Annotated in this window: 10 protein-coding genes; all 10 read left to right on the top strand. The window is 37.8% G+C overall.

Annotated elements, in window-relative coordinates:
* The first annotated feature begins 54 nt into the window (after window positions 1-54).
* The 10 genes from HYQ40_06615 (at window position 55) to HYQ40_06570 (ending at window position 13892) form a co-directional block, all read left to right on the top strand.
* Window positions 55-1635, top strand: a complete 1581-nt coding sequence (locus HYQ40_06615) for a malonate decarboxylase subunit alpha (GenBank protein ID MBZ6527447.1) — start codon at window positions 55-57, stop codon at window positions 1633-1635.
* Window positions 1636-1680: 45 nt separating this feature from the next.
* Complete coding sequence (locus tag HYQ40_06610) at window positions 1681-2898, top strand: acyl-CoA dehydrogenase family protein (GenBank protein ID MBZ6527446.1); 1218 nt, start codon at window positions 1681-1683, stop codon at window positions 2896-2898.
* A 97-nt stretch (window positions 2899-2995) separates the two neighbouring features.
* A complete protein-coding gene (locus tag HYQ40_06605; protein MBZ6527445.1) occupies window positions 2996-4243 on the top strand; it encodes a thiolase family protein in 1248 nt (415 codons plus the stop codon).
* A 90-nt stretch (window positions 4244-4333) separates the two neighbouring features.
* Window positions 4334-6382 carry an enoyl-CoA hydratase/isomerase family protein gene (locus HYQ40_06600; GenBank protein MBZ6527444.1) on the top strand — a complete coding sequence of 683 codons (2049 nt, stop codon included), beginning with the start codon at window positions 4334-4336 and terminating at the stop codon, window positions 6380-6382.
* 35 nt (window positions 6383-6417) lie between these two features.
* Window positions 6418-7929, top strand: coding sequence for an AMP-binding protein (locus HYQ40_06595; protein ID MBZ6527443.1), 1512 nt, complete (start codon window positions 6418-6420; stop codon window positions 7927-7929).
* 121 nt (window positions 7930-8050) lie between these two features.
* Window positions 8051-9385, top strand: a complete 1335-nt coding sequence (locus HYQ40_06590; GenBank protein ID MBZ6527442.1) for a GntP family permease — start codon at window positions 8051-8053, stop codon at window positions 9383-9385.
* Window positions 9386-9692: 307 nt separating this feature from the next.
* Window positions 9693-11303, top strand: coding sequence for a peptide ABC transporter substrate-binding protein (locus HYQ40_06585; protein MBZ6527441.1), 1611 nt, complete (start codon window positions 9693-9695; stop codon window positions 11301-11303).
* 10 nt (window positions 11304-11313) lie between these two features.
* The gene (locus tag HYQ40_06580; GenBank protein MBZ6527440.1) at window positions 11314-12480 is read left to right on the top strand and encodes a M20/M25/M40 family metallo-hydrolase; all 1167 of its coding nucleotides are present in this window, start codon (window positions 11314-11316) and stop codon (window positions 12478-12480) included.
* Window positions 12481-12877: 397 nt separating this feature from the next.
* Entirely contained in the window at window positions 12878-13594 is a 717-nt protein-coding gene (locus tag HYQ40_06575; GenBank protein ID MBZ6527439.1) for an AzlC family ABC transporter permease, read from the top strand.
* Window positions 13584-13892: an AzlD domain-containing protein gene (locus tag HYQ40_06570; GenBank protein ID MBZ6527438.1), complete on the top strand. Its 309-nt coding sequence runs from the start codon at window positions 13584-13586 to the stop codon at window positions 13890-13892. The genes HYQ40_06575 and HYQ40_06570 overlap by 11 nt, the downstream gene beginning before the upstream one ends.
* Window positions 13893-13922 lie beyond the last annotated feature (30 nt).

The following is a 13922-nucleotide window of genomic DNA, read 5'->3' as shown; positions in this document are numbered from 1 at the left end:
CAAATCAAGTTCAAAAAAATGTTTAAAGTAATAAAACATTAAAGGAGAATTTAAATGGCAAAAAAAAGTAAAGTGATTTCTTATTTAGAGGCAGCCAAGTTAGTTAATGATGGGGATTTATTAGCTACAGCAACCTTTGGACTCGGAGGATTACCAGAACAATTATTAGTAGGAGTTAAAGAACGTTACGAACAAGAACAACATCCTAAAAATATTACGTTTATGTGGTCATGTGGAATTGGTAATAATACACCTGGAAGAGGTGCAGACCACCTATTAGCAGATGGTTTATTAAAACGTATCATTGCAGGACATGTTGGATCATCTCCAAACACAGTAAAAGCAATTGTAGACAATAAACTTGAAGCATACTTATTCCCTCAAGGAGTATTCACTCAATTATATAGATCAATCGCTGGTGGGAAACCCTTCTTAACAAAAGTTGGATTAAAGACATTCGTGGATCCGCGTTTAGAAGGTGCTAAATCAACACCAAAGACGACTGAAGAGCTAGTTCGATTAGTTGAATTCGATGGAGAAGAGTGGCTAAAATATCCAGATTTCGATATTGACGTTGCATTCATCCGTGGTACATACGCTGATGAGAACGGGAACTTAAACGTACAAGACGAGACATGTAAATTAGAGCAACTTGAGTTAGCTATGGCGACTAAAAAAAAGGGCGGTATAGTTATTGCTCAAGTTAAAAAAGTCGTTGAAAATGGTCAACTTCATGCTAAAGAAATTCTTGTTCCAGGTGGTTTAATTGATTATATCGTTGAATCTGAACCAGAATATCACTACCAAACAATGGGTACGTATTTTAATCCAGAGTTCTCAAACGATGTAAAAGTACCATTAGGATCTGAGAAACCATTACCGTTAACGACACGTAAGATTATCGGACGTCGTGCTGCAATGGAATTATCTCCAGATTCATTAATTAACCTTGGTATTGGAACACCAGATATGGTTGCATCTGTAGCATCTGAAGAGGGAGTAGCAGATGAGTATACAGTTACTTTAGAGATGGGATTATGGGGTGGTAAGCCAAATAGTGGCTTAGACTTCGGAGGTGCACGCAACGCTGAAGCATCAATACCAATGGCAAACCAGTTTGATTTCTATGATGGTAACGGTCTGGATTTATCAGTTTTAGGTATTGGTGAGATTGATGCAGAAGGAAATAATAACGTAACAAAATTTGGACCTAAAGTACCTGGCCCAGGTGGTTTCATTAACATTTCGCAAAATACGCATCATTTAGTTTTCGTTGGAACATTTACAATTGGTGGAAAGGCTCACATTAAAGACGGAAAATTAGTTATTACTGATCAAGGTAAAGGACCGAAATTTGTTAATAAGGTTGAGCAAGTCAGTTTCTCAGGTAAGTACGCTACTGAAAATGGACAAAAACTTCTATATGTAACAGAGCGAGCAGTTTTTGATTTGCATGATGGAAGAATCAGATTAATTGAATACGCACCAGGTGTAGATGTTCAGAAAGACATTTTAGATTACATGGAATTTGAACCTTTAATTTCAGAAGACTTAAAAGAAATGAACCCAGATATTTTCCAAGAAAATTGGGGCGGTTTAAAGGACATTATTAAAGAAAATAGTTTGAAGGCATAATACATATTCAAGATACAAAGCACAAAACATTAGGAGGACTTACAAATGGTTAAAGAGTCAAGAGCAGATAAAGATTTTCAAGAAGAAAAGTTATTCTATTCAGATTTATATAACTATTCATCAAAATTAACAGAGGGTGAAAAAGAAGTTTTAGCTGAATTAGAAGAAGTATTAAAAAATGACTTACACCCTGTATTAGCAAAGCATTGGCATGATGCGACGTTCCCATTAGAAGAAGTACAGAAAATTTTAGACTTAAATTTAATGGACGATCCTCGTCTATTAGAAGGCCGCGAAGATGGTTATATTTCTCAATTATTCCGTGGATTCCGTTCGTATACCATTGCAAAAACTGACCCAGTTTTAGGAACGTTCTATACACAAAATGGTGGATTATACCATGAATGTGTTCGTTTAGGTGGTAGTGAAGAACAGGTAGCAGAATTAATGCCAGGTGTCCGCTCTTTTGATAACTGGGGAGCATTATGTATGACAGAGCCAGATCACGGATCAGACGTCGCGGGTGGTATGGCAACAACTGCAACACGTGACGGTGATACGTGGACACTAAACGGTCACAAAAAGTGGGTTGGAGGCGCATCAATTGCTGATATGTTAGCAATATTTGCACGTGATACTGAAGATGGTCAAGTTAAAATGTTCTATATTCCACGAGAAACAGAAGGAGTAGAGACCTTTGTTACACCAGAGAAAGCATTTTTCCGTTCGATGCCAAATGCGGAGATTATTATGAAAGATGTAAAAGTACCTGAGTCTCAACGTGCTCAAAAGATTAACTCATGGAAAGACGTTGCTAAAATCCTTCGTAATACACGCTCAGACGTAGCATGGTTACTAGCTGGAGCAACAGCAGGAGCATTTGAAGCTGCATTAAAATATACACGTGAACGTGAACAATTTGGAAAACCAATTGCTAGTTTCCAATTAATTCAAGAGAAATTAGCTCGTATGGCAATGAACGCACAAGCGACATTAGCCTTTGCTTACCGTTTAGCTGAGCAACAAGAAGAAGGTATCTATAAAGAAGAAGCGTCATCAATGGCTAAGTTACATAATGGATTAAGAGCAAGAGAAACAGCAGCATTAGCTAGAGAAGTTGCTGGAGGAAATGGCTTATTACTTAAATATGATATTCCAAGATTCTTCGCTGATATAGAAGGTATGTATACATATGAAGGAACACATGAAGTGAATTCATTAATCATTGGACGTTACTACACAGGTATCGGGGCATTTATTTAAGCCATTAAGACTGACATTTAAAGCCTTGTATATGTTCGATATACAAGGCTTTTCTTAAAAAATATTCGAATCATTGTACTAGGAAAGGGAGAAAAACATGTTAAAGCAAAAACAAGAAGAAATTGTAATCGTTGGAGCAGCGCGTACACCTGTAGGAGCGTATTTAGGAGACTTAAAAACAGTTCCAGTTGAAGACTTAGGAGTTATCGCATTAGAAGAAGCAATTAAGCGTGCTAATGTAGCTAAAGAAGATATTCAAGAGGTTATTGTTGGACACGTTACAGGGTCACAAACAACGAATAACTTGGGGAATATTATCGGAATCAACGCCGGCTTATCTAAAGCCATGACAGGGATGACAATTAATCGAATTTGTGGATCAGGTATTCAATCTGCCGTTTCTGCAGTACAAGAATTATTATTATCGAACAAAACGATGATTGCCGCTGGAGGAGCAGAATCTTTATCTCGAGCTCCATTCTACTTACCAGAATCAGTTCGGTACGATGGATTTAAAATGGGAGATCAAACTCTTATTGATGCTAACTTAGAAGGACACCGTTCTGCATCTGGTAAAGATTCTGGAGTTGGGCATATGGGTAACACTGCTGAGAACGTAGCGCGTAAGTATTCAATTACACGTGAACGTTCAGATGAATTCGCCGTTGAGTCTCAACGTAAAGCAGCTAAAGCTTTAGAAGATGGGCGCTTCGCTCAGGAAATCGTTCCAGTTGATGTACCAGGTCGTCGTGGGAAAGTTACAACTGTAGAAACAGATGGTCACCCTCGTCCAGGTACAAGTATGGAAAGCTTAGCTAAGCTAAGACCAGCTTTTGAAAAAGATGGCGTTGTAACAGCAGGGAATGCATCAGGATTAAATGACGGTGCAGCATTCGAAATTTTTACAACACAATCAGTTGCAGAAGAGAAGGGTCTTGACGTTATGGCTCGCGTTGTAGATTATCAAATTTCTGGGTGTGCACCTGAAGTTATGGGGTTAGGTCCCGTTTATGCAATCAAAGACTTATTAGAGCGCCAAGGCCTTGATCTGGAAAAAGATATTGATGTTTTGGAAATTAATGAAGCATTTGCGGCTCAAACCATTGGATGTTTAATTGAATTAGGTATTGAAGAAGATTCAGACTTCTACAAGAATAACTTTAACCCACATGGTGGTGCAGTAGCATTAGGACACCCATTAGGTATGTCTGGTGCACGTATTATTACATCGTTATTATATGAATTTAAAAACCGTCCAGAAATTCGCTATGCTATCGCATCTGCATGTATTGGTGGAGGACAAGGTATTGCATTGTTATTAGAGAATGGAAACTACAAGAAATAATCAAGCGCTATATTAGTTTGGCTTTCGAATAGAGGGTCAAACTATATATTTTAAAAATAAATAGCGAGGCAAAATTATAGGAGTGAGAATATGAGTGAGAAATTTACAGCTGCGATTATCGGTGCCGGTACAATGGGGTCAGGGATTGCTCAAAAAATAGCTCAAGAAGGTATCCCAGTAACTTTAGTGGATGTGACTCAAGAGCAAGTAGAAAATGGACTTCAAAAGATTAAAGACATGCTGAATGAAGGAATTGAACGTGGTGTATTTAATGAAGCGTATGTAGAAAAGACGTTGAATTTAATTACACTAACAACAGATTATAATGATTTAAAAGACATAGATTTTATAGTTGAAGCAGTATTTGAAAATATGGACGTTAAGACTGCTGTATTGAAACAATTGGATGAAGTTTGTAAACCGGAAGCAATTCTGAGTTCAAACACATCTAGTTTTTATATTCGGGATTTAGCTAAAGTGACGAACCGACCTGATCGTTTTATTGGAATGCATTATTTTTTCCATCCTGCTAAGAATCGTTTGTTAGAAATTATCTCACATGATGGAACGAGTGAAGAAACAGTAGCGATTGCTAATAAGTTTGCAGATTTACATAATAAAACAGCGATCGTTGTAAAGGATTCACCTGGTTTCGCAGTTAACCGATTTTTCGTACCTTGGTTAACCGAGAGTGTACGCTTATATGAAGAAGGTGTAGCAAATAAAGCAACGATCGATAAAGCAGCAGAGAAAACATTCAAAATCGGTATGGGACCATTCACTTTAATGAATGCTTCTGGTATTCCAATTGCGTATCATTCTGCTAATACTTTAGCTGCAGAAATTAGTGAATTCTATTCTCCACCAAAAACATTAGCTGACCAAGTAGAAGCGAATGAGTTCTGGGATGTGGAAGATGGTGAAGTGGATGAATCTAAATTCGATATCATTGCAGAACGCTTGTTAGCAACATCGATTGGTGCAGCAACGGCATTAGTTGATGAAGGGGTCGCTTCGATTGAAGATACGGACCGTGGAGCTGTTGTTGGACTTAGATGGAAGACAGGTCCATTCCAATTAGCAAATAAATACGGTGTTAAGTACATTTACGATATTGTAAAAAAATTAAGCGATTCTAGACCTGGTTTCCCAGTAGCTGGAATATTAAGTAAGCAAGCAGAATTGGATGAGCCATTCGACTTCAATTTTATCGATTATAAAGTGGCTGATGGCATTGCAACGATTACAATCAATCGTCCTGAAGCGATGAACGCTTTGAACCCTACAGTTGTTGGACAATTAGAAGATACATTCAATAAAGCTGAAGCAGATGAGAGCGTCAAAGCCATCGTATTCCGTGGTGCAGGGAAAGCATTTGTAGCTGGAGCCGACTTGAAGTTCTTCCTTGACGGAGCAGTGAATGATAAAGTTGAAGATATTGTTGAATTTACAGCAAAAGGACACAAATTGTTCCGTCGTATGGAAACATCTGACAAATTAACGATTACAATTTTAGATGGTTTATCACTAGGTGGGGGCTCTGAATTAGCATTATCTACCCAAGCTATTATCGCAACAGATAAAGGTTCATTCGGATTCCCAGAGAGTGGTTTAGGAATTTATCCAGGTTATGGTGGAATGTTACGATTCAATAAACATTTAGGTAAAGAATTAACTAAATACTATGTATTAACAGGACGCGGTATTACAGCTCAGCAAGCTCATGAATTAGGAATTGTATCTAGTTTAGTGAAGCCAGCTGAAATCAACCAAACGATTAGCGATTTAGTTGAAGCAGGACAATTTGATAAGTACGCTGATCGTGAAATACCTACAGATTACCAAGAAATACTAACAGCCTTTTCGGATGAAAATATTGAAAAAACATTAGCAGGTGAAGCTGCTGATGGTGTATCTGAAGAGTTTGCACAAAAGACTGCGAAAACGATTGGTTATAAAGGACCAAATTCAGTTAAAGAAATTAAACATATTATTGATGAGCAAACTAAATTATCCATTGATGATGGTATCGATTATGAATTATCACGCTTATCTGACATATTTAAATCTGAAGAAGCTTTAGTAGGCTTAAAAGCAACGATTGCTGGAAAACGCGCAGATTTCAGTCAGTTTAAATAGATGTATAAAAAATAAAATAAGGAGGATTCGTTGCAATGAAAATTGATTGGTTAGCTGGAAGAGCAAATTTAACACCAAACCGAAATGCTGTTGTGGATCCGAAATTTAATAGAAAATGGAGTTATGAACAGTTAAATCAAAGAGCGGTTAACTTAGCTGCGTATTTAAGACAACAAGATGTAGGATACGGTGATCGGGTAGTTCTCATTGCTCAAAACAGTATAAGTCATCTAGATTTTCTCTTTGCTTGTACTAAACTAGGCGCGATATTTACGCCTATAAATTGGCGATTAAAAGAAAATGAATTAATGTCTATACTTAATGATAATCAACCAGTAATCGTTGCATATGAGTCAGACTTTAGATATCCATTTTATTATCAAACGGAACACTTTAGATTGATTGACGTGGATAGTGTTAAATATGACATTATCGTAAATAATGATAAGACAACAGAATTCAGAAATTATCCAGTTCAACAAGAAGATCCGGCAGTTATTATCTATACAAGTGGTTCAACAGGGCAGCCGAAAGGGGCTATGATTAGTCACCGAGCTATGATTAGCAATGCATTGAATTCTTTACCAAGTTGGGGAATAACGAAAGATGATCGAACGATAACAATCACGCCTATGTTCCATACAGCCGGATTATTTAGCTTGGTTACACCGCTGTTAATGGCTGGAGGTGAGCTTATTATTCAGCCGACATTTGAAGCAACACTCACTTTTGAGTTAGTGAAAGAATATCAACCAACGAAAATTTTCATGGTTCCAACAATGTACTATGATTTAATGAATACACAAGAAATAGATATCTCTGAGATGACATCAGTTGATTTATTTGTATCTGGAGGCGCACCGATGTCAAGTGATGTCTATGATGCTTTTAATAATGCCGATTTACCTTTGATTGATTCATATGGTTTAACAGAAGCTGGACCAAATAATTTTTGGATAGCACCAGCAGAAGCTTCTACAAGAAGAGGATCTGTTGGAAAACCCATTATGTTTAGTGATATTTTACTCGTTGATGAAGCAAATGAAGAGGTAGCTCCGGGTGAAATTGGTGAGTTACTAATCGCTGGAAATCATACGTTTAGCGGGTACTGGAATAATGAAGAAGCTACAAAAGAAGCATTTTACAAACACTACGTCCGAACAGGTGACTTTGCCAAAGTGGATGAAGAGGGAAATTACTCGATTGTTGGTCGAAAAAAAGAAATGATAATTACTGGTGGGGAAAATGTCTACCCATCTGAAGTAGAAGAGGTCGTGATTCGACATCAACTGATTCATGATGTCATAGTTGTAGGATATCCTAATAAAAAATGGGGAGAATCTGTAGCTGCAGCTGTCATACTCAATGAACCGAGTGTAGATGCAGCAATGATCCTAGCAGAGTATTGCAAGACTCGATTAGCAGTACATAAGGTTCCAAAGTTTTACTTAGAATTCAATGAATTTCCGAGAAATTCAGTTGGTAAAATCGACAAACCTAAAATTACTAAGATGATTCTAGAAGCAGTTGAAGGACAGAAAGTTTAAGTAATTCATAGAATATGAAGGTAACATGATGCGTTTAATTTTAATTAGAACAAATAGGGGTTGATATAGATATGACTCTTCAATCCCTGCTTGTTTTGAAAACTAAATAAGGAGGTTTCTGATGGAAATCTTAGGAATTTTAGGTATTGTAGTTGCAATTATAGCTATTATTGTGATGGCTGTTAGAGGTTTACATATTGTTATTGCGGCTCCACTTGCCACATTAATCGTTATTTTAACGAATCGGATGGATATTTTTGCTAGTCTAATAGGACCAGAACAATCTTATATGGCTGGGTTAGCTGGCTTCTTAATTAATAACTTTGCTATCTTCTTGTTGGGGGCGATATTAGCCCAGTATATGGAGAAGAGTAATGCAACGATCTCCATTGCTAATTTTATTTTAAGCAAAGTTGGGCTTAAAAATAAATACGCAGTAATGGTAGCGCTATCATCGATTGCTGCTATATTAACCTATGGTGGAATTAGTTTGTATGTGGTGATGTTCGCGCTTGTACCATTAGCTAGACCGATATTCAAACGAATGGATATTAACTGGGAACTATTCCCGATTCCATTATTCTTCGGTATGGCGACATTTACTATGTCAATGTTACCTGGAGCACCATCTGTTCAAAACGCCGTCCCTACGACTGCTTTAGGAACAACATTAACATCTGCTCCTCTCTTGAGTATCGTAGCAACAGTTGTCATGATTTTGTTCGGATTGCTTTACATGAAGTTTGAATTAAATAAAAGTGTTCGAAAAAATGAAACATTTTATAGTTATTTAGGTGAAGGTAAGCAAGTCGAAATGGCAGAAGAGGTTGAAGTGAATGAAGATAATTTGCCAAGTGTCATGCTTAGTTTAACACCGATCATTAGCTTAATCGCGATTATTTTAATCTTTAGTAAAGTACCACATATAATCTTGATTGCATTGACTGTAGCTATTATTCTAAGTGCTTTGTTATACAATAAATATATAGAATCTCAAAATACTGTTCTTAGTAATGGTGCTGCTGGATCGGTCATGCCAGCATTCTCTACATCAAGTTCAGTGGCATTTGGTTCAGTTTTAACAAGTGCTTCAGGATTCGCTATCATCCAAGATATGATTATGGCTATACCCGGTAATCCTATTATCGGCTTAGCTGTCGCATCATCATTACTCGCAGGTATAACGGGATCATCTTCTGGTGCGTTAGGTATTGTAATGGAAAGTTTTGCGCCTAATTACTTAGAAATGGGAATCAGTCCTGAACTTATTCACCGAGTTGCTGTTATAGCATCAGCGACATTAACGGCAGTGCCACAATCTGGTGTAACGATTACGTTCAATAACTTAACAGGTTTATCAATTAGACGTGGATTCAAACATCAATTTATTATAATAAATGGTGGGCACTTGCTCGCATTAATTGCTGTCTTAATCGTTTCAGCGTTCCTATATTAAAATTTAATGAGTATAATCCTTGTTAATTAAATAATACATGGTATATTGTAATTAACAATTATCAAGGAAAGGACGAATCCAAATGAATTCTCTAACACATCTACAATTGAATCCATTTACAGTAAGCTTCTGGTGGAGTACGACTCCATCTGTGTGAAGCTTGATTCGTCATGCTTGCATAGATTTAAAAATCTATGCGAGTTTATAGGATAATAGTCTATTATTATCTATTTTCAGAGAACCCGCTTAGATTTTTTCTAGGCGGGTTTTTCTTTGGAATTGAATATTAATAATAGAGGGTGGAAAGATGAAACGTAAAATAGCTTATGCAGTAAGTTTATTCATGTTGATTGGATTGGTTATCTCAGTTTTTTCGTCGAATCAAACAACAGCGACTGAATCGAAACAGACACTAAATTTAGCAACAGCGAATGAACCTGTTGTTGATCCCGGCTTAGCAACTGATAAAAATTCTATTGCACTAATCGCGAATATCTTTGACGGATTGACGCGTCCAACAATCCAAGGAAATGTTGAACCAGGGATTGCAGAGAGTTGGGATGTGAGTGAGGACTTATTAACTTATACGTTTCACTTAAGAGAATCATCTTGGAGTGATGGGACTCCTTTAACAGCAGAGGATTTCGAATATGCATGGAAACGAGTCTTGAACCCAGAGACGGCTTCCCCAGGAGCCTTTGAGCTTTACATGATAGAAGGTGCAGAAGCTTATCATCAAGGGGAGGGAGTAGCAGATGATGTCAAAATAATAGCAGTGGATGATTTGACATTGGAAGTAACATTAAACCAGCCGACACCACAGTTTTTAGAGTATACGGGTAGATTACCTGAGCTATATCCTGTCCCTAGGCATATTGTGGCAGAGAATTCAGAGTGGGGACAAGAGGTTGGAGAGTTATTCTTAAATAACGGACCATTTATGTTAAGTGAATGGAATCATCAAAGTGATTACACAATAACGAAGAATCCGACGTACTGGGATAGTGAATCAGTCCAATTGGAGACGATTCACGTTCAAATTGTAGAATCAATGACGACTGCGAATACAATGTACTTAAATGGGGATTTGGATTACTTAGGTATGCCATTCCATACTATTTCGCCAGAGATGATTGATATTCATAAAGAATCTGGAGAATTAAAAGTGTCAGATATGGCGGCTTTTTATAATTATGCGATGAACATTAATGACCCGCATTTATCGAATGTCAACATTCGAAAAGCGCTCGCGTTGGCTGTGAATCGTCAAGGGCTCATTGAGAATGTAACGAAAGCAGGTCAAACCCCTGCACTTCGGATTGTGGGTCCAACAGCGACGAATGCCACTCAAGACCAAGCTTATATTGAGGACGCTGATTTTGATCAGGCGCGAAAGTATTTAGCAAAAGGGTTGGAAGAATTAGGTTTGAATCAACCAAGTGACTTGCAACTATCTATGTCAACAAATGTAAGTGAGGAACATTCAGCGGTAGCCCAGTTTATTCAAGCAGGTTGGATTGAAGAATTAGGCATTGATGTAACAATTGAAACGACGGAATTTCAAGTTCACTTATCCAATATGAGTCAATTGGATTATCAATTAGGACGTCGCGGTGAAGGGTATGAATACTCAGATATCGCATCATTTATAGAACAGTATTACTCGACGAGTAATGGACGTAATCATACGGGATGGGAAGATGAGAATTACCAGCGATTAGTCCAGGAAGCACAATCTGAAAAAGATATTCAAAAACGAGAATTGTTATTATTAGAAGCTGAAGCAATATTTATGGATGCCATGCCGATTATCCCCTTGTATTTTTATACAAATGCATATGTCGTTAAAGATAATGTGCATAACATGGAGATGGACACTATTGGAGTCATTCAATTCAAAGATGTTTACATAGATTAGGAGCGATTAAATGAAAATACTATACAAACAAATATCAGATTATATGTCTCAACAACACGGTACCATGGTAACGCTACTTGAACAGCTCGTAAATATTGAAAGTGGGCCAGAACAACCAGAAGGAATTGATGCGATCATTGAGGTGTTTAAAAGGGAGTTCGATCAACTAGGACTAGAATCCCGAATTATTGAAATGGAACGCGCAGGTAATACAATTGTGAGTGTATACAAGCCAGAAGGAGTTGAAAGTGATAAGCCTATTGTATTGAGTGGTCATATGGATACGGTCTTTCAACCTGGTGTCTTAAGTGAACACAGCTTCAAGTACATGGATGACCGCTTTGCTAGAGGAGCTGGAATATCCGATATGAAAGGTGGCTTAGTTATTGCTCTTTACACATTGAAAGCACTCATTCATTTAGGCTATAAAAAGCATCCAGTTAAAATGCTCTTTATAGGAGATGAGGAAACTTTACACCGTCATTCCAATACCCGCCAAGTGATGTTAGAAGAACTGAAGGGAGCTGCGATGATGTTAAACTTTGAACCTGCAACCGAAGCCCAACACCTGGGAGTGAGTCGAAAAGGTGGGGCGATGGTTACGTTAGAAGTGGATGGGATTGGGGCGCATTCAGGAGGCGGAGCAACTATTGGGCGCAGTGCAATTGTCGAATTAGCATATAAGATTATTGAATTGGAATCCAAGACTGATATCCAGCGCGGTAAACTGATTAACTGTGGTTTGATTGAAGGGGGCGTAAGTACGAATACCATACCAGCCTATGCGAAAGCTAATATCGCTATTCGCTTTTCAAATCAAGCTACAAAAGATGAGATTCTTCGTGACCTAGAAAATATTGTTACGACATCACACATACAAGATACCACTTCCCGTTATACGGTAGAGTCATTTCTAGATGCGATGGAGTTTACACTGGAAGTAAGTCAATTAGCAGACCATTTTATTAAAGTTGGATCTGAGTGCGGTTATGGACCATTAGTTAAAAATAAAAGCGAAGGTGTAAGTGATGCTTCACTTGGTGTAGTTGCTGGAGTACCAACTTTATGTAGTATGGGCATTATTGGTTCAGGCGCGCACACAATGGAAGAAGAAGCTGATTTAGATTCATTAGTCGGTAAAGCAGTATTAGCAGTCAGCGGTATTATTGCATACTAATAAGAGCTATTGGAGCCTAGACTCGTTGTCTGGCTTCTTTTTATTCTAGAGAAATAGATTGGCGGGGTTAATTGGATTGGGCTATTATCACCAAACCAATTTCCGTACGCCGGTTAACCGCCCGATTCCCGTCATACCCGATTCCATATGCCGGTCAACCGCCCGATTCCCGTCATACCAGATTCCATATGCCGGCCAACCGCTCGATTCCCGTCATACCAGATTTCATATGCCGGTTAACCACTCGATTCCCGTCATACCAGATTCCATATGCCGGTTAACCGCCTCGATTCCATTAAACAATCGAACTTTTTTTAAAGCTAGCTAGCTTTTTGGCTTATCTATAATATAATACCAATATAACAATCAAATTGATTGAGATAGATAGGGTGAGAGCGTGAAACGGAACGTTGATTATTTTAAAAATGGTTTAAAGGATTCGATTCCTTTGGCTATTGGATATTTTTCGGTGGCATTTACTTTAGGTATTGCAGCGAGAAATGCAGGCTTAACGCCATTACAAGGCTTTTTAAGTGCCTTATTATTAAATGCATCAGCAGGGCAATATGCTGTATATAATTTATTTGAATCAAATGCGGTTGCGCTTGAAGTAGTATTAGTTACAATTGTTGTGAATGCGCGTTATATTTTAATGAGTTTAGCCTTGAGTCAACGTGTTCATCCTGACAGTCCATTGGTTCATCGTTTTTTAATTAGTTTAGGAATTACCGATGAATTATTCGGCTTATCAATCGCAGAAAACAAATTCGTTCAACCGTATTACTATTATGGAACAATGACTTCATTACTTTGGTGGGCGGTTGGAAATTTCATTGGTGTTATCGCAGGTAATATACTTCCATTAAGTGCTGTGAGTGCTTTAAGTGTTGCATTATATGGAATGTTTATAGCTGCAGTCATACCTTCAGCCAAAATAAATCGTACAATAGCTTTCTTCGTTATACTTTCATATTTGGCGAGTTTTATGGCTGATGCTATTGGTTTGGTGGAACGTTTTTCATCTGGAATGGTAACGATTGTGCTGACGCTGATTATCGCAAGTATTGCAGCTATCTGTTATCCGATTGAAGATGAGGTGATTCATGATGAATAATGTATATCTTTATCTACTACTTAGTGGAGTAGTACTTTATATGATGCGAATGATTCCGATGACATTAGCAAGAGAGCAAATTAAACATCCATTTATCCGATCATTTTTATACTATGTTCCTTATGTGACTTTATCAGTCATGACGTTTCCAGCTATACTGCAAGTCACTCAAACGCCGATATCAGGGTTGATTGCTTTACTCGGAGCTATTCTGATGTCATGGCGTGGAGCGAATTTAATTCAAGTTGCGGTGACGAGTTGTATGTTAGTGTTTATCGTAGAATTGTTTCTGATTTAAATGATAGTCGAATCGTTTCAAACATTTTAA

This window comes from Aerococcaceae bacterium DSM 111021 (assembly GCA_020112395.1).
Classification (GTDB): Bacteria; Bacillota; Bacilli; order Lactobacillales; family Aerococcaceae; genus Ruoffia.
The sequence above is the reverse complement of the archived record's forward strand: the minus strand, read 5'-3'. Positions and strand labels throughout refer to the sequence as shown.

Bases quoted from the DNA above. Each gene is read 5' to 3' on its own strand.
- HYQ40_06585 (MBZ6527441.1), top strand. From the start codon at position 9,693: ATGAAACGTAAAATAGCTTATGCAGTAAGTTTATTCATGTTGATTGGA.
- HYQ40_06605 (MBZ6527445.1), top strand. From the start codon at position 2,996: ATGTTAAAGCAAAAACAAGAAGAAATTGTAATCGTTGGAGCAGCGCGT.
- HYQ40_06615 (MBZ6527447.1), top strand. From the start codon at position 55: ATGGCAAAAAAAAGTAAAGTGATTTCTTATTTAGAGGCAGCCAAGTTA.
- HYQ40_06600 (MBZ6527444.1), top strand. From the start codon at position 4,334: ATGAGTGAGAAATTTACAGCTGCGATTATCGGTGCCGGTACAATGGGG.
- HYQ40_06610 (MBZ6527446.1), top strand. From the start codon at position 1,681: ATGGTTAAAGAGTCAAGAGCAGATAAAGATTTTCAAGAAGAAAAGTTA.
- HYQ40_06570 (MBZ6527438.1), top strand. From the start codon at position 13,584: ATGATGAATAATGTATATCTTTATCTACTACTTAGTGGAGTAGTACTT.
- HYQ40_06595 (MBZ6527443.1), top strand. From the start codon at position 6,418: ATGAAAATTGATTGGTTAGCTGGAAGAGCAAATTTAACACCAAACCGA.
- HYQ40_06590 (MBZ6527442.1), top strand. From the start codon at position 8,051: ATGGAAATCTTAGGAATTTTAGGTATTGTAGTTGCAATTATAGCTATT.
- HYQ40_06580 (MBZ6527440.1), top strand. From the start codon at position 11,314: ATGAAAATACTATACAAACAAATATCAGATTATATGTCTCAACAACAC.